General features: G+C 37.3%; 19 protein-coding genes. 7 read left to right on the top strand and 12 right to left on the bottom strand.

Features of this window, described 5'->3' with window-relative positions; translation table 11 throughout:
* Window position 1: 1 nt before the first annotated feature.
* On the bottom strand, window positions 2-619 hold the full coding sequence (mreD, locus tag FJR09_RS20950; protein ID WP_015080585.1) for a rod shape-determining protein MreD: 618 nt from the start codon (window positions 617-619) through the stop codon (window positions 2-4).
* 341 nt (window positions 620-960) lie between these two features.
* On the opposite strand from mreD, the gene FJR09_RS20945 reads away from it, so the two are divergent.
* The gene (locus FJR09_RS20945) at window positions 961-1,701 is read left to right on the top strand and encodes a hypothetical protein (RefSeq protein WP_168651547.1); all 741 of its coding nucleotides are present in this window, start codon (window positions 961-963) and stop codon (window positions 1,699-1,701) included.
* Between the two features lie 195 nt (window positions 1,702-1,896).
* Here the strand turns inward: FJR09_RS20945 and FJR09_RS20940 are convergent, their stop codons facing one another.
* Window positions 1,897-3,036, bottom strand: coding sequence for a quinone-dependent dihydroorotate dehydrogenase (locus FJR09_RS20940; RefSeq protein WP_168652713.1), 1,140 nt, complete (start codon window positions 3,034-3,036; stop codon window positions 1,897-1,899).
* A 113-nt stretch (window positions 3,037-3,149) separates the two neighbouring features.
* On the opposite strand from FJR09_RS20940, the gene FJR09_RS20935 reads away from it, so the two are divergent.
* The 4 genes from FJR09_RS20935 to FJR09_RS20910 all read left to right on the top strand — a co-directional run bounded on the left by FJR09_RS20935 (window position 3,150) and on the right by FJR09_RS20910 (window position 6,461).
* On the top strand, window positions 3,150-3,320 hold the full coding sequence (locus tag FJR09_RS20935; RefSeq protein WP_162471197.1) for a hypothetical protein: 171 nt from the start codon (window positions 3,150-3,152) through the stop codon (window positions 3,318-3,320).
* Complete coding sequence (locus FJR09_RS20930) at window positions 3,301-3,456, top strand: DUF2256 domain-containing protein (protein ID WP_015080582.1); 156 nt, start codon at window positions 3,301-3,303, stop codon at window positions 3,454-3,456. The genes FJR09_RS20935 and FJR09_RS20930 overlap by 20 nt, the downstream gene beginning before the upstream one ends.
* A gap of 367 nt (window positions 3,457-3,823) precedes the next feature.
* A complete protein-coding gene (locus FJR09_RS20915) occupies window positions 3,824-4,768 on the top strand; it encodes an isoaspartyl peptidase/L-asparaginase (RefSeq protein ID WP_168652625.1) in 945 nt (314 codons plus the stop codon).
* Between the two features lie 250 nt (window positions 4,769-5,018).
* Complete coding sequence (locus FJR09_RS20910) at window positions 5,019-6,461, top strand: ATP-dependent DNA helicase RecQ (protein WP_041458437.1); 1,443 nt, start codon at window positions 5,019-5,021, stop codon at window positions 6,459-6,461.
* Window positions 6,462-6,502: 41 nt separating this feature from the next.
* Here the strand turns inward: FJR09_RS20910 and FJR09_RS20905 are convergent, their stop codons facing one another.
* From FJR09_RS20905 to FJR09_RS20875, 7 genes are all read right to left on the bottom strand, one after another.
* A complete protein-coding gene (locus tag FJR09_RS20905; protein ID WP_168652624.1) occupies window positions 6,503-8,521 on the bottom strand; it encodes a hypothetical protein in 2,019 nt (672 codons plus the stop codon).
* A gap of 324 nt (window positions 8,522-8,845) precedes the next feature.
* Window positions 8,846-9,340, bottom strand: coding sequence for a hypothetical protein (locus tag FJR09_RS20900; RefSeq protein ID WP_168652623.1), 495 nt, complete (start codon window positions 9,338-9,340; stop codon window positions 8,846-8,848).
* A 78-nt stretch (window positions 9,341-9,418) separates the two neighbouring features.
* Window positions 9,419-10,183: an energy-coupling factor ABC transporter ATP-binding protein gene (locus tag FJR09_RS20895; RefSeq protein WP_015080578.1), complete on the bottom strand. Its 765-nt coding sequence runs from the start codon at window positions 10,181-10,183 to the stop codon at window positions 9,419-9,421.
* Between the two features lie 10 nt (window positions 10,184-10,193).
* A complete protein-coding gene (locus FJR09_RS20890) occupies window positions 10,194-10,853 on the bottom strand; it encodes an energy-coupling factor transporter transmembrane protein EcfT (RefSeq protein ID WP_168652622.1) in 660 nt (219 codons plus the stop codon).
* Window positions 10,846-11,769, bottom strand: coding sequence for an energy-coupling factor ABC transporter permease (locus FJR09_RS20885; RefSeq protein WP_168652621.1), 924 nt, complete (start codon window positions 11,767-11,769; stop codon window positions 10,846-10,848). Before FJR09_RS20885 ends, FJR09_RS20890 begins: the two co-directional genes overlap by 8 nt.
* A 243-nt stretch (window positions 11,770-12,012) precedes the next feature.
* Window positions 12,013-12,444, bottom strand: coding sequence for an HNH endonuclease (locus FJR09_RS20880; RefSeq protein ID WP_168652620.1), 432 nt, complete (start codon window positions 12,442-12,444; stop codon window positions 12,013-12,015).
* A gap of 5 nt (window positions 12,445-12,449) precedes the next feature.
* A complete protein-coding gene (locus FJR09_RS20875) occupies window positions 12,450-12,812 on the bottom strand; it encodes a hypothetical protein (RefSeq protein WP_168650520.1) in 363 nt (120 codons plus the stop codon).
* A gap of 84 nt (window positions 12,813-12,896) precedes the next feature.
* Between FJR09_RS20875 and FJR09_RS20870 the strand changes: the two genes are divergently transcribed.
* The gene (locus FJR09_RS20870) at window positions 12,897-13,184 is read left to right on the top strand and encodes a type II toxin-antitoxin system ParD family antitoxin (RefSeq protein WP_168652619.1); all 288 of its coding nucleotides are present in this window, start codon (window positions 12,897-12,899) and stop codon (window positions 13,182-13,184) included.
* 262 nt (window positions 13,185-13,446) lie between these two features.
* On the opposite strand, the gene FJR09_RS20865 is transcribed toward FJR09_RS20870, so the two are convergent.
* The 3 genes from FJR09_RS20865 to FJR09_RS20855 form a co-directional block, all read right to left on the bottom strand.
* The gene (locus FJR09_RS20865) at window positions 13,447-14,808 is read right to left on the bottom strand and encodes a hypothetical protein (RefSeq protein WP_168652618.1); all 1,362 of its coding nucleotides are present in this window, start codon (window positions 14,806-14,808) and stop codon (window positions 13,447-13,449) included.
* Window positions 14,809-15,285: 477 nt separating this feature from the next.
* The gene (locus FJR09_RS20860) at window positions 15,286-15,732 is read right to left on the bottom strand and encodes an HNH endonuclease (protein WP_168650514.1); all 447 of its coding nucleotides are present in this window, start codon (window positions 15,730-15,732) and stop codon (window positions 15,286-15,288) included.
* Window positions 15,702-15,971, bottom strand: a complete 270-nt coding sequence (locus tag FJR09_RS20855) for a hypothetical protein (RefSeq protein WP_027403169.1) — start codon at window positions 15,969-15,971, stop codon at window positions 15,702-15,704. The genes FJR09_RS20860 and FJR09_RS20855 overlap by 31 nt, the downstream gene beginning before the upstream one ends.
* Before the next feature lie 158 nt (window positions 15,972-16,129).
* Between FJR09_RS20855 and FJR09_RS20850 the strand changes: the two genes are divergently transcribed.
* Window positions 16,130-16,705 carry a Uma2 family endonuclease gene (locus tag FJR09_RS20850; RefSeq protein WP_168652617.1) on the top strand — a complete coding sequence of 192 codons (576 nt, stop codon included), beginning with the start codon at window positions 16,130-16,132 and terminating at the stop codon, window positions 16,703-16,705.
* Window positions 16,706-16,974: the final 269 nt, after the last annotated feature.

Here is a 16,974-nt window from a genome sequence, read left to right as displayed (position 1 = left end):
CTTACGAATTACGAATTAATTTCATCTGCTGCCACCAGCGATTAAGAGGATAATAAACCACAGGCGCCCACAAACTACTGAGAATTGCCGAAGCTAAGGTAGCCCGTTGGTAATATGTCCAAATACTGGCTGCATGACGATTTCCTACCCAAGATAACTGGAAAGCAAAAATAGTGTCTGCCACTACAGCCATCGCAAATACAATTAAAGCAATGGAAATAAAGTCTTCTTGAATAAACCGCTGTTTTTGCATCAGGGCTGTTAACATTCCCACAATTCCCAAACTCAAGGCATGAGTTGGATCAGGTGATGTCATTGCGTCTTGTAATAGCCCCAAAATGATCCCTGACAGCAGACCAGAAAATACTGAGCGATTGACACTCCAAGCCACTACCCAAATGAGTAGCCAATTAGGACCAATGCCTAATAATTCCATTCCGGGGAGACGAGTTGGCAACATTAGTAAACATAACATGACAGTTAAAAATATTACCATCCAATCCATAAATTGATGCCACCAAGGATGCCAAAGTGCTAATGGGGGAATCAAAAAATAGGATTTTCGTCCGGTTGAAGTTGATTTTTTATCTCTGTCACCAGGAAATCCAGGTATCTTCATTGTTTGGTAATTGGTGATTGATGATTATAGGAGCTTTTAGCGGTCAGCAATTAGGAGTACAATCCTTTCGGTGTAAGCCTCTGGGGTGAAAATTAGAATCTCATTCCAGTGCATACCGCTATATCATCGCTTAATTTTAATCTTTGTGAACCTAATCTGACTACACACCAATTTCTCAAAGGCTTGAAAAAATATACTGAGACAATTGGTTACTTTTTTATTGCATCAGTAGCTTTTGCCGAATAATTAGCGACAATTTTGCCGAAAGATACAAACAAATGGCCAAATTTTTGCCAAGATAGAGATATTATTTTGTAAAAATTCCCTTGGCAAAAATCAGTATGAGTGAAAAAACCATAGAAAGCCCAGGCAAAAGTTTTCTCGTTCTAATTTTGCCGATATCGTTTTTGATTGTTTTCCTGGTTAATACCTGGAAAGTTTTACTGGTAATCTTAGGGCTATTAATGGTTTTCAACCTTTGGCAGCAATCTAGATGGGAAAAGTGGTGCAACCAAGTTAACCCACTCTTTTATGAATTAGTTGAGGAAAATCATGGCCAAATTAGACCCATGGACTTGGCAATCAAGGGTAATTTTTCGGGACAGGTGGCAAAACGCTATTTAGATAGTAAAGCTAAGGAATTTGGCGCTAGTGTCCTAGATTCGGAAAAAGAAGATCAATTGTACTATTTTATTAATGCCAGTATTCTCGGCGATATTCTTGATAGTAGTGAATTGGTAGAAAAACTTCCCGCGCAACCAGTTACCAAAATTGCCCGCTCTTTTTTAGCTCCACCTCCTCCTATTCCCCAGGAGGAGGAAGCGCAATCTGAATCCAAGTCTGAATCCAAATCTGAATCTGTTCCTACCCACGAGGAAGTGAGAAAACCTCTAGAAGAACAGTTAGTTTTTGGTTCGCTGATTCAATCGGAATTAGCCAAACGGCTAAATGTCTATTCCAGTACGGTTTACAAGCGACGCAATGACCCAGATTTTGCCCAGTGGTGTCGTAGCCGTGATCCTGATGGTATTGCTTGGTCCTATTCTCGTAAGTCTAAGGAGTTTTTCCCCATGGAAGAATAGGAGGCAGGGAGCAGGGAGCAGTTTTACCACTGACAACTGTACGGGCGAAGCATTTGGAGAACTATTTTTGGCAATGACCGATAATTTATCTTCCAAATGCTTCGCCCCTACTGACAACTAACTACTGTACGGGCGAAGCATTTGGAGAACTATTTTTGGCAATGACCGATAATTTATCTTCCAAATGCTTCGCCCCTACTGACCAATCCCAATCGCTTGACTGATGGATGTTAGTCCGCTTTCTTCTAGCTTGGTTAATAAACCGACGAGGATGCGGCGTACCATTATTGGTCCTTCATAGATCCAGCCTGTATAAGTTTGAATAAGACAAGCTCCGGCTGTGATTTTTTCCCAAGCATCCTCAGCAGTAAATATGCCACCTACGCCAATGATAGGCATCTGCCCTTGGGTTTGTTGGTAAATGAAGCGAATTACTTCTGTGGAGCGATCTCTCACTGGTTTTCCGCTAATTCCTCCCGCTTCCTCTTGGGGGGATTTACCAGTTTTTTCAATAATTTGGGTTTTGAGTCCTTCCCGGCTAATCGTGGTGTTGGTGGCGATTAAACCAGCAATTCGGTAGGTTTTAACCAGAGCAATAATGTCAGATATTGCTTCCCATTCTAAATCGGGGGCTATCTTCACAAATATGGGTTTTCGTGCAGTATTTTCCTGCTGTAGCATATCCAAGATTTGACTGAGCATGGTAGCATCCTGGAGCGATCGCAATCCCGGTGTATTGGGAGAGGAAACATTAACTACAAAATAATCACCCAAATCCTTCAGTAATCGAAAACTCTCTAGATAATCCTGCGCTGCTAGTTCCAAGGATGTTATCTTAGACTTACCTAAGTTTATTCCTATCGGTATTGGGGGGATTGGGTAAATTAAATGTTGTTTTGCCTCTGTTAATCTTGCGGCCATTGCGACAGCACCAGCATTATTAAAACCCATCCTGTTAAGTGCCGCTTGATCTAAAGGCAAACGAAATAACCGAGGAGGAGGATTTCCCGGTTGGGGGTGATAAGTAACAGTACCCAATTCAGCAAAACCAAACCCAAAATTATGCCAGATATTAGCAGCAATACCGTCTTTATCAAATCCAGCCGCTAACCCCAAAGGATTGGGAAATTTCATTCCCAGTATGGTTTGTTCTAATCGCGGATCATTTAGACACAGATATTGCTGAAATAGGCTATTTAACCATTTAGTAGAAGGATAATAACTGGCTTTCGACAGCCAATTTAGACTACCGATGGTTTGTTTGTGCAACCACTCCGGTTCGGTTTTTACCAGAGTAAATAGAACATGACTAACTAATGCTTTATAAATATCCAATTTAGGGTAACATCTATCAATTATTAACAGATACCAAAGCTAAAATCTATTAGGAATGTATACCAGGTATCTTCATATATATTACTATAACTTATGTCAAACAATGATCAAAATTGGCAGCAAAAAAAATTAAAGATGCTGAACAACAAATTATATCTTTGGGGCAACTTATCCAAAATTTGAGAGAAGATGATAGACTTTATTCACTAATTAAAACTACTATTGCTTATCCTCAAGAATGGTTTGAACTTTGTATTGATTATGATGGGGCGTGTTCGTTCTAAATCTGATTTACCAGAAAAAATCTGTGTAGTCTGTCAACGTCCGTTTGCTTGGCGGAAAAAATGGCAAGATTGCTGGGATGAAGTGAAATATTGCTCAGAACGTTGTCGTCGTCGTCGTTCTCACGCAAAAAATTAACAACTAACAACTGTACGGGCGAAGCATTTGGAGAACTATTTTTGGCAATGACCGATAATTATCTTCCAAATGCTTCGCCACTACTGACAACTGACTACTGTACGGGCGAAGCATTTGGAGAACTATTTTTGGCAATGACCGATAATTTATCTTCCAAATGCTTCGCCACTACTGACAACTGACTACTGTACGGGCGAAGCATTTGGAGAACTATTTTTGGCAATGACCGATAATTTATCTTCCAAATGCTTCGCCACTACTGACAACTGACTACTGTACGGGCGAAGCATTTGGAGAACTATTTTTGGCAATGACCGATAATTTATCTTCCAAATGCTTCGCCCCTACTAACAACTGACAAAATAACATGACATTACAAATACAACCTAAATTAATTATTCATGGTGGTGCTGGTAGTTCTCTCCAAGGTAAGGGGGGATTAATCGCAGTCCGCAATTCTCTTTCTCAGATTGTTGAGGAAGTCTATGCTCTTTTGCTGACGGGTGCAACTGCGGCTCAAGCAGTAGTTCGCGGTTGTCAGATGTTGGAAGATCAACCCCGGTTTAATGCTGGTACTGGTTCTGTACTGCAATCTGATGGACAAATCCGCATGAGTGCTTCCATGATGGATGGAACGACTGGGAGGTTCAGTGGTGTGATTAATGTGTCACGGGTGAAGAATCCGATTGAAATGGCGCTGTTTTTACAAGATGCTGATGATCGGGTTTTGTCTGATTACGGTGCGGCTGAGTTGGCGCGGGAGTTGCAACTTCCTAGTTATAATGCTCTAACTGATTTGCGCTTGAAAGAGTGGACTCTAGAACGTCAGGATAACTTTAAAAGAACCATGGCTGGGGTAGTAGCAGAACCAGAAATGGCGGAAAGTGCTGGTAGGGGGACTATTGGTGTTGTGGCTTTAGATGGCTATGGTAAATTAGCTGCTGGTACTTCCACAGGTGGTAAAGGCTTTGAACGCATTGGGCGAGTCAGTGATTCGGCGATGCCAGCGGGTAATTATGCAACTAGTCATGCAGCAGTTAGTTGTACGGGCATTGGGGAAGATATTATTGATGAGTGTTTAGCAGCTAAGGTTGTGGTGCGCGTTACTGATGGAATGTCACTACAGGAGGCTATGCAGCGATCATTTACGGAAGCTAAGAGGAATAATCGGGATTTTGGAGCGATCGCTCTTGATGCCACTGGTGCGATATCCTATGGTAAAACCTGCGAAGTATTACTGGCTGCTTACCATAATGGAGAAAGCATTGGTGATACTTTGGAATGGAATAATCAAGAACTAATTGGTCAGTAGTCAGTAGGGGCGAAGCATTTGGAAGATAAATTATCGGTCATTGCCAAAAATAGTTCTCCAAATGCTTCGCCCGTACAGTTGTCAGTTGTCAGTAGGGGCGAAGCATTTGGAAGATAAATTATCGGTCATTGCCAAAAATAGTTCTCCAAATGCTTCGCCCGTACAGTTGTCAGTTGTCAGTGGGAAGAGTAAAGATAAATATTTTCCTTATTTTCCCATTTATTCTTTTTTGTGCTTTTGTGATAAGAAAATGAATCTCCCAGTAACACAATCTTGGCAAGATGTTCGCGCAGCATTAAAAGCGATTTGGGGATATGACGATTTTCGTCCTCCTCAAAAAGAAATTGTTAACTGTTTAATATCACAAAAAGATTCACTAATTATTATGCCCACAGGTGGGGGGAAGTCAATTTGTTTTCAACTTCCTGCCCTACTACAAACAGGATTAACTTTAATAGTTTCTCCTTTGGTGGCTTTAATGGAAAACCAAGTTGAGGAATTACGTCAACTGTCACAAAAAGCAGCACTTTTACACAGTGAATTAACGACATCTCAACGTCAGGCAACTTTGCAAGCTTTGGAAAAACAGCAATTAAGATTATTGTATTTATCACCAGAAACCTTACTCAGTCCAGCAGTGTGGAAGAAGTTATGTAATCCCCAACTGCAAATTAATGGTTTAATTCTGGATGAAGCCCATTGTTTAGTGCAGTGGGGTGATAGTTTTCGTCCAGCTTATCGGCGTTTAGGGGCTGTGCGTGAAGCGTTACTAAAATCAAAACCACCGGGAACAAAAATTAGTATAGCAGCTTTTACAGCCACGGCTGATCCTTTAGCCCAAAAGATTATTTCTACAGTTTTAAAATTAGACAAACCTGAGATTTTTCGGATTAATCCCTATCGGGAAAATTTAAATCCTATTGTCCGAATTGCTTGGACTCCTAAAGGGAGAAAACAACAATTATTAAAGTTTATTCAAAAACGACCAAATCAAGTTGGTTTAATTTATGTACGGACTCGAAGAGATAGTGAAAATTTAACGGAATGGTTAACAGAAAATGGCTTTCATACTGCTAGTTATCATGCAGGATTAAGTCCAGGAGAACGCCGGAATATTGAAGCTAGTTGGTTAGGTGGAAAAATCCTTTTTGTGGTGTGTACTTGTGCTTTTGGCATGGGGATAAACAAATCGGATGTCCGCTGGGTTGTCCATTTTCATGCGCCCTATTTATTATCTGAATATGTGCAAGAAATAGGCAGGGCTGGAAGAGATGGAAAACCCGCTGATGTTTTAACTTTAGTAAGTGAACCAACGGGATTTTTAGATGCTGAGGATAAGCAAAGACGGAAATTTTTTGAAGAACAAATGAAATTGCAACAACAAAAAGCCCAACAATTAGCGAAACAATTACCACCCCAAGGAGAAATAAATACTGTAATTAAAGAATTTCCTAATAGTGCTGTGGCACTTTCTCTTCTCCATAGTAATGGACAACTAGAATGGCTTGATCCTTTTCATTATTCTATGTCTTTGCCGTCAGGAAAACCAGCAAAAACACAATTACAAGCTGCTAAACAAATGAGTGAATATCTTACTACTAAAAAATGTCGTTGGCAGTTTTTATTAAATGCTTTTGGGTTTGAAACAACGACTAATTGGCGTTGTGGACATTGTGATAATTGTGGAAATTAATAAACACAATCTGGAAAGATAATTATTACGATATTCCTAGATTATATGCCTAATTTTTTAAATAAAATATTATTTCTTTGTTTTGCCTCTTTAACAAGTTTGTTAAATGATAATATTTCAATATAGGTTTTTAATCCAGGGTTAAAACCAAAAAAACCTTGAAGGTCTGGTGTTGAAGTCAGAGAAGAATTAACAGCAAAAGTTTGTATTTCTTCTGTTAAATCACAAATAATATAGGCATAGAAAGGTGTATCTTCACGAAGAGATATTAATCTACCATCTTTATTCTTGTGTTTGCCTGATCTAACCTGGCGTATATAAGAATAAACTTGAGCAATAGGATTTTCTGATGCAGAATATCCCTCTCTCATTGGGCGTTTAAATTCTATTACTACGACGGAAGAATAAGGCTGTTCTTCATCTGGTACAAAAGCAATAGGATGGTTGAAAACTAAAAGGTCTGGTCTATCATTACTTTCTGAATCTAAACTTTCTAGTCTTTTTAAGGATTGATCAGAGGAAAGATATTCATGATAAGACAATCTTTCATCTATTATCCAGAGATTTTGTTTCTCAAAAACATTAATTTCATCAGAAGATGTTCTCATTGGAAAAATTATTTCATGTATATCTTTTTCAAGACTATATCTTCCATCTGAATCAAGAATTAGATTTTTTTCAAACAGACTGATTATGATTTTTCTATGAATAACATATTTTGCTAACTTAGACATCCCTAGATCATTATACTGTTCAAGAAAATTATAATATTCTTTGCTATACTCAGGAAATCTCTCAAAGTGTTCTAGGGGAGTTTTCAATATTCTTACTCCCGTTTCTTTCAGGGATAGTTCATAGCTCGACATTATTTTATGAAGTTCTATTTCTAGTTTTTCTGGAGGAAGTCCAGGTTTTATAGACTCTAATTTATCTGTAGCATATTTTAGTAACGGACGATATTCTACAGCTTCTTCTATAATGTATTTTTGGATTTCTTTCTGTTTCTCTTCCTGTAATCCTTGTAAAAATGGAGAAAGATTATTAGATATTACAGAAATTAATTCAGTTTGTATTTCTTTATAGGAAATAAGTCCAATATCTTCTGTAAAACCCTCATGATTATGAATTAGGTTAAAATCAGTTCTTTCTTGATTGACATATTGATCTAAACATTCACTAGAAACAAAAGCCAGATAGGTAAAAAGCCTTCCTTCTCTGTCACGAATTTTTCTTTTTTCAATTAAATTAGGGATATAGTTGTGTAAATTTTCAGAAATAACGGTTCTATGATTAGCGCAATAAAAAAGTTTATGACTTGAATCGGATGAGTTGTAATATTTAATTCCTTTAAGATTAAAAGTATGTTCTTTTATTTTAATTACATCATTATCCGAGAATGATTCTAAATTTTCATTAAAGTATGTATTAATGTTGAATTCTTTTTTTCCATCAACTACTCTAATTTTGGGTGGTGTTTCTAAAATAAAGTATGAAATACAGTGTTCTAGAATTTGCTTGCCTATAGTTTCACATTTTTGAGGGCATTTTACTTTATATGGATTTAAGAAATTTTTAAGTTCAACTTTTGTATAAAATTCTTGTTTATTATTTAATTCTATTTTCTGGTTAGAATTTTCTTGAACTCCTTTGCAAAAAAGGCTAAATTCTATATTACGTTTGTAAAAATTATTTTCTTCTTCAAAAACACTTTCAATCAGTATTTCTGTAAAAGCTTTAAGCCATAAAAATCTACCAACTCCTTTTGAGCCTCTGCTTTTTTTATATGTACTGTCTGAAGTACAAAAAGACGTATAGTTAATATAATTAAATCCTACTCCGTTATCTAAAACAACAAAACCTTGTATTGGAGATAAATTTCCATCTTCTATGAGTTCTGTTTGATTACCTTCCCTTAAAAGAATAATGTCAATATATCCATTATTGATTTTTGAATCCTCAATAGAATGAATTGAATTTACTACACACTCAAACAATGGCAATAAACATTTATTCTCAGCTAAAGGAGTGTTGTTAATTCTACCTTCTAAACTTATGTCCATGACTTAATGGGTTTAGTTATTTACGTATCTGTTACATTCTACTATACTATATACAAATTTATTTATGTGTTTAGATATTTAAATTAACTTAGCATTTCTTTTTAAATTCTCATTTTCGATCTAGCTTACCATACATTTACTTCAACAGTAAGTGCCTAAATATTATACAAAAACACACTACAATATATTAATGCTTTTCGTAATGCGGATAAATTTGTCTGGATGATTAATTTGTACAGTCTGTAGGTCTTAGCAAGATTAAAAATTAAAAAAAGAAGAGTGAAGAATCTAACTCTTGAATTTTTAATTTTTAATTCTCAATTTTTAATTCTTAGCTGCTTCTGCTTGGCTACAATATTTATTTAATTGAACGCCTAAAGCATCTGATTCTTTACCAGCAGTTTTAGCTGCGGTTGTCAGTGCGGAATCAATTTCTCTTCTAGCTTTTTCAACTTTTACTCTACCATCTGATGATGCTTCTGCTTTCTTAGTATCTGCAAGAGCTTGAGAAGCCTTGGCTATGGCTTCACTAAGATGATCAAAGATTTTGATAAAACTGGTTTCAAATTCTTGCAGTTTGGGGTCTTTTAAATTTAATTCCTGAATGGATTTGGTGACATTTTTCAAGTCTTTGGATAATTGCAAGCTAGTTGATGCTTGCTGACCTTTTTTAATATCAATCAGTGATGTACCCTGATTGAAAACTGTAACTAATCGCTGACATTGGGAGGTTTTAGTCTCACTGCAACTAGTAATTAACAAAGCAATGCTCAGACTAACAGGAGCAATAACTGGATAACGGGAAAACAACATTAACATCCCAAGAGCAATAAAATCCCCTAAATATTAAGCCAATTGATCATTAATTCGCAATTACGAATTTCTGTATTGAGCAGTTTACCAATCTACTGGCAACCCTAATTTATCTAAGGTTTTGCCATCTTGCAACAGTGGTTGGATGTCGCTGTCTATTTGGATTTTACCAGTAGAGAGGACTAAAGCCCGTTGGGTGACTCTTCCTAGCCATTGGAGATCATGGGAAGCTATTAACATGACTTTAACAGGCAATTTTAATAATACTTGGGCTAAATGTCGTCGCCATGCTGGATCAAGTCCGTTGGTGGGTTCGTCTAAGATGAGAATGGCAGGATCTAGGGCTAAAATTGCGGCTAAGGCGGCTAAACGTCTTTGTCCTCCAGAAAGTTCATGGGCGGAACGATGGGCGTAGGACTCTAATCCAAAGTCCGCTAATAGTTGATGGGCTTTATCTTTAGCGGCTATAGATGAGACACCATAATTAAGAGGTCCGAAAGTAACATCTTCGAGGATTGTGGGCATAAATAATTGGTCGTTAGCATCTTGGAACGTAAAACCAATTTGTTGCCGTACTTCTGGCAAAGTATCTGGTAATAAGGGGATACCGTTAATCCAGATTTTGCCGTTTTGAGGATGTTTTAAGCCAATGAGGTTTTCTAGTAAGGTGCTTTTACCTGAACCTGTAGCGCCCATTAAAGCGACGCGATCGCCTGTTTGTAGGCTAAAAGAAATTTCTTGTAGCACGGGTTGCTGGTGCGAATAGGCATATACCAGATTTTGGACTTCAACGACATTTGTATGCGGTTGACAAAGGGAAATTTGGGGATTAGAAGTTAATGATGTCAAGATTCACCACTCAAATAACAGTAAGGTAGGAACTTAGGGTTAAACAAGTAGCTGTCACCCCAGCTATTAACAAGATAAAACGTTCTTTTGGTTTGAGGGGGGAATCTAGGGGTAATTGTCCGTTATATCCACGGGCTACCATAGCAGCATAAACTCTTTCGGCTCTGTCTAAGGTGCGGAGATACAACGCCCCAATCATTGAAGCACTGGCATAGCGTAGCCACCCTGCTGCACCATTTAAACCACGTAATTGGGCGCTGCGCTGCATTTGCGTTACTTCTAAAAGTAATATTTCTAAATATTGCGCGGCTAAGATCAGGTTTTCCTTTAATGGTGCAGGTATTGGTAAGCTTTTGAGGGCGATACCCAAACTGTGGGGGGGTAAGGTTAATAAAAAACCATTCATGGCAATTAAACAAATTAGGGAACGCAGCAGCAAAAAACTAGCTCGTTCCCATCCCAATGGTAAAGCCATCAATGATAGAAAAATTAATTCTGCACCGAGTAATCCGCCTAATTTGCGAATGGGTACTTGTAAGATACAAACCCAAATAAGGGCGATCGCCCCATATACTAGTAAATTAGACCAAGTATGATGTTTTAAAAAAGCTGCCCCAATCACAATGATCAGGGATAACTGCAAGCGTAATGGCAAGGAAATTTTAAGCATTCTTAGGTTTTATCACTTTGGCAATTCCAAAAGCCACAGCAAAGCAAGCTGTAGAACCCACTAAACCAGCAATACTTGTCCCAATTTGTCCTAAACCTTTAATCTCATAGTCAGCCAAAGGTGTCGGTACAATTACCCGCACATTTTCAGCTAAGTTGATAAAACCCACGTTTTCTGCTACTTTTTCTAAACCATCTGGCCAAGCAGAAGCAAATAGAGACAACACACCTGAAATTAGCAAAATACTGACAACGGGAACTAACCAGCCTCTAACTTTGTGTTCTTCACCTGGTAACAAATCTGGACGGGCTGTGGCTAAATAGGTTAATACACCCCCGGTAATTAATCCTTCTCCAATACCAATCAAAATATGTACACCTGCCATCGTGGGTAAAACTATGTTGGCTGGTGCTGTTCCAGACAGGGCTAATTGAATGGCACAAGCTACAGCGGCGACAACTACGCTCACTCCGGCTGCTATGCCTGCTGCCAGGGGTAAACGCCGTTGAGAACCGCCCAATAGTCGTTGTAAGGTTTGGGTTAATCCCCACGCTACCCACACGCCGATTACTCCCATGTTTAAAATATTTGCACCCAAGGCGGTGATACCACCATCAGCAAATAGCACAGCTTGAATAATTAAAACTGTGGCAATACATAGCATTCCCGCCCAAGGACTACCTAAAATAATGGCAGCTAAAGCCCCTCCTAATAGGTGGCCGCTGGTCCCCCCCGCTACAGGAAAATTAATCATTTGGGCGGCGAAAATAAAGGCTGTGGTTAAGCCAAGAATGGGAGCGCGACGAATGCCAAAGGCTGTTTGCGATCGCTCAAAAGCTACAAATAAGGCGGCTGCACTGGCTAAACTGGTGGCGGCTGCAACTGGCACAGAAATAAATCCATCGGGTATGTGCATGAGATTGGTGTTTTTTTAATGTGTTTTTTGCAGACTAATTGTAAGTAATATAACGACTAACAAAATTAATAGCAAACTAAATTTTATCTCTTTTGACAATACCCTATGGGTGGATTTTTTGGGATTTTATTTAGGATAATTTTTTAATAAAAAATACGTCAAATTATATATTTGTTTTTTGAATTGTTAACATTTATAAATCTTTATGACATATTCTCATAATTGTTCATGATTATGAATTTATTAATTTTCTGGAGGATGCCAACCAGCAAGTACCCAATAACTGCGAACTTCTAAAGCATCTGCATCATCACTTAAATGCAAAACTTTAACAGTAGCTCTCCCAGTTGGTGTTTTACCCACAATTTGCAATCCATCTTTTGTCCAAAAAAAATGCTCAGACCAAACTTGAGTACGCGGGTTAAATAATTTAACTATCTCACCTGTTTCTGAATCAATACCTGTAGTTTTATCGCTTTTATATCTATTACAAATAGGACAGGCTAACCATAAATTTGATTCATTATTACTACCACATTTCGCTATAGGAATAATATGTTCTATTTCCAAACGTGCCATTACTAAACGTTGAGGACTCAAACAATAGCCACAACGATTTTGAGCATCTTTCCGAACACGACGTTCTATTTCAATAGGAATATAAGATCGAGCCATGACTATTAATTAATTGCAGGTATCAAACCACGTTCAACAGCCACTTTTAAGGCTTTTGCTTTCCGCACTAAACCATGTCTGTAAACTTGCATAAGTTCATCTAGTTGGCTATTTTCTATATCATTTAGCTGTCCTTCTTGTTGACGTGCTAAAAGATCACTAAAAACTTCTTGTTGTTGAGTTTCCATTTGTAAATCGCACAATGACAAAATCTGCTCATCTGGTAATGATTCTACAGGTAATTCATTGCTGGCACGGTCAATCCATTCTAATAATACATCTTCAAGGCGACGATGGCTGAAAGCAGCGATTTCTTTGGCTTTTTGCACCAGTGTTTCCGGTAGTTGGAGGGTGATAGTTTCAGACATTTTGATAAAATGAAACTGTTCTCTTTTATTGTAACGCTAAAATGTTAATATACAAGCAACCTAGTGAAACCTAAGTTCAAAACTATGACCAATATTAATATTTCTGTACCTGAATCACTGAAAAGTTTTATTGATCACCAAATTGTTGAAGGTGGTTATAGTTCAGCGAGTGAATATTTACAACAGTTAATTATTCAAGAAGCACAAAGGAAAAATAAAGCAAGTTTAGAGGAGTTTTTGATAACTCAGGAAGAATTTGAAAAGACTTTAGATGAATTAGCTGATAATTTTGCAGATTCGGTGGGTGAAAATGCGCCTATTTTGTCAGATTATGCTGTTAGTCGTCAGAGTATTTATGAGGATCATGATTAAAAATGCAATATTTAGTAGATACGAATATTTTATTGCGTCTTGTGCAGCGTAATGATCCATTAAATCCCGTGATTAGAAATGCAGTTAGAAAGCTGAAAAATGATGGAAATATAATGTTAATTACTCCCCAAAATTGTGCTGAGTTTTGGAATGTTTCTACAAGGCCAGCTACAAAAAACGGATGTAAATTTAGCTGCGTAAAAACTTATCAGGTATTCAAGTACATGATGCGCGTCTTGCTACGTAAATACTCTTACTTTAATTATTCTACTGGGCATTTTCTTTCCCATTGGAAGTCGATTGATTTGATATCTGAGGACGCATGATCAGTTATCAGTCCCCTATAACCTATTTTGCGTAAAATCAGTCTGTAGACCATTGAAATTAAAAGATTTCGCTTTTGCCAAAAATCTTCATCTACGGGAAACTCTATTATTCCTCCATGAGCTAGAGAATTTCTGATTTTGTTCCAAGTTTTGATGTGTTCATTTCCTATCACATTCTCTTCTTTTAAAGCTTTTAAAACTTGAGATGTCGACCTTGTGCCAAGCATTGATAAAAGTCCAATAGCTCTGTTTTTTATATCCTCATCTCCTTGCCACTGTTCCAAATAGGTCTTCAGAGCTTTAGACTCTTCTTTATCGAGAGTTTTAATACTGAATTCATCAGCTAACTGTCCTGCCAAATTCTCAACACATACTGATAGAGATAAGACGAAAGCTTGCAGCGTTCCGGTACTTGCAATGATAACTTCAGAAAAAATTTTTGTTGTAACAAGCTGTTCAAATTGATTACACCTTACGCACTCATCTAAATATGTCGTAAATATCTTCCAGAGTTCTTTCCTCAAGTTGGGAAATCCAATAATTGCTGGAAGCATTTTAGACGATGTTTCAGATGGCGTATTTCTTAAAAAGATTAAAGCATCAGTTTTAAAATGGCGTACTACCATTCTCGGATATGTTAGAGATGCTGTTATGAGAGTTAAAGCTTCTGGAATCCAATTCTCTACATACGGTGCAGAAAATTTTTCACTATTTTCCGCACTAACATAGAACAAATTACTAGAATTACTGCTATAAAAATGAATTTTCGATTTATTAAACTCTAGTTCATGCCTGTCATACCATGATCGAGAAAATATCTGTTCTCCACGATGCAATATTTTTTCTTCTACTAATTCAGTGAGTGGTAGATCGGGAATACTTGAGAAAACTAACTCAGTAATGTTATTTAGATTATTGGCTTCATGTCTTTGAACTCTTGTAGCTAATTGGTCAAACTGACCGTGAACTATACACTTTCCTGATGTTGATAGTTCAACATTTGGGATAGACCATCCTCCTGTCCAATGAATATTATCGTAATCTTTTGCAAAAATTCTTACTTGCGTAACTTCACCTTGTTTTACTTGCTTGAAAATTATGGGGCGTGCTTCTGCTGAAATCTCTATCTGATTATGAACTCTGTATGAAATTGCTCCTTTTTTTTGTCCAGTGATAACACCTGGTCCCTTAAATAACGGAGGACAGTTATCTACAATTCCGTGTACTTCAATATCATAACATTCTATTTCAAACTCACGTCCTACAAGCTTCTCAGTTAGTGATGTAATAAAAACCATTTTCAGTTAGATATTCTATGAATCTGGGGCGGTAGCCGCAATAAATATGTTAAAGTAATGTTCCTAATATCGTCCCCATATTCTGTATGCGAACGAGAACAATGAAACCCATTTTTTACAAGGCTTTTAGGTTAAGTTAACAAACACCATCAAATTATCGTCCAAAGCGATCGCTTTCACTCGCAATTCAACATCCTTAATAGCTGCGTCAGATAAATATTACCAAATTCACTCATCTTCATACCAGAAGATATTAAAGACGAAGGTTGAACCATTAATTGAGTAGTCATGGTGTGTTCACAGTGTCTTTATTTGTATAATCTCATAAAAAATCCTGTAAATCCTGAAATCCTGGACATCCTGATTCAGACAAATTAAATATCAGGTTCAACACCTAACAACCTTAATTGTTCTATCAATCTTTCCTTTTTTTGTCTTTCCTGTTCTGTCAGAGTCAACATCTAAGGAAATTGATTTTTATTCTTGACGTGGATCTAATAGTGGTGGATGCCAACCTGCTTCTACCCAAAAATGCCGAGCAACTTGAATAGAAGGCTCATCACGTCGTTCATCATTGAAATCAAAGCGATCGCTAGTAGCTCTCCCGGTAGGCGTTGTACCTACAATTTTTATACCATCTTTTGTCCAGATAAAATGCTCTGACCATCCTTGCCGACGAGGGTTAAATAAAGCAACTTTCTCTTGAGTTTTAGGATCAGTAGCTACTATAAAATTATAATGACGCTCATTACAGCGATGACAAGCCAAAGCTAAATTATCCAATTCATCTGAACCCCCCAAAGACTGCGGCATAATATGATCAATGGTAAACCGGTCGGGACTCAGATATTCAGGAGAGTGGCAATATTCACATAAGAATTTAGCTCGTTTTCTTATAAGTCGTCGAGTTGGTTCGGACACCATTTACTTTTAGCCGCTAGTTGAGCATTAATTAAGGTAAATATTCGCTGTAACTCCGATATACCTACATATTCCGCTTCCTCTTCAGAAGTCAGTTTATCAGATTTTTTCTTTGCTAATAGTTCTTCAAAACGTATCTGTAGTTCCTCGGTAAATTTAAATAGATAAATATTACCAAATTCACTCATCTTCATACCAGAAGATATTAAAGACGAAGGTTGAACCATTAATTGAGTAGCCATTGTATGTTCACAGTGTCTTTATTTCTATTATCTCATAAAAAATCCTGTAAATCCTGAAATCCTGAAATCCTGGATATCCTGATATGGCTTGCGCCACGCTACGCTATCAGACAAAAAAATATCATATAATAGTGAATAAATATTCACCTTAATTAACTATGCAAACCACAGAATCACCCTTACAATTGCGGCTGTGGACTGTTGATGAATACCACAGAATGGCTGAAGCAGGAATATTTGAACCAAATGAACGGGTAGAATTATTAGAGGGGAAAATAATCTGGATGATTGCTAAAGGAACAGCCCACCGTTCAGCAGTGGGTAGAACATATAAGTTATTGGAAAACAGAGTTGGTCATAAAGCTTGTATAGCTATTCAAGACCCTGTAAAATTAAATGAAAGGTCTGAACCAGAACCAGATATTGCTGTAGTGAAAATAGATCCGCTAGACTATGCAGATCATCATCCTACCCCAACAGAAATTTATTTAATTATCGAAGTTGCAGATAGTAGTTTAAAACTAGATACAGAAATCAAAGCTAAAGCTTATTCTCAAGCAGGAATTAAGGATTATTGGGTATTAGATGTAGTGAAACGCGAATTAATTGTATTTAGAAATCCCACAGAAGAAGGTTATCAAAATCGAGAAACTATCACAGAACATCAAAACATATCTCCTTTAGATTTTCCTGATTTAGAAATTGTAGTTTCCCAGATGCTACCTCTTGTCTAAATCAGGATATCCAGGATTTAAGGATTTACAGGATATTATAACTGTATTTCATTCAACCGATAACCGCTATAGTTAAAGTAAATGGAGTTGAGTTGAGTCTAATTTATTACTTACCTGAGCGATCCTAGCACCTTATTTCATTTACTAGTACCGCAGGGCGGAATTAAAAATTAACAATTAAAAATTAAAAAAGCAGATTGTATAACCTTTTTAGGGATTTTTAATGGTTATCTTACTTACACTGTACTGTACTAGTAGTTTGTCAAGAT

It is taken from the genome of Dolichospermum sp. UHCC 0406, assembly GCF_009712025.1.
GTDB classification, from domain to species: Bacteria; Cyanobacteriota; Cyanobacteriia; order Cyanobacteriales; family Nostocaceae; genus Dolichospermum; species Dolichospermum lemmermannii.
This window is presented reverse-complemented; position numbering and strand designations above follow the sequence as displayed.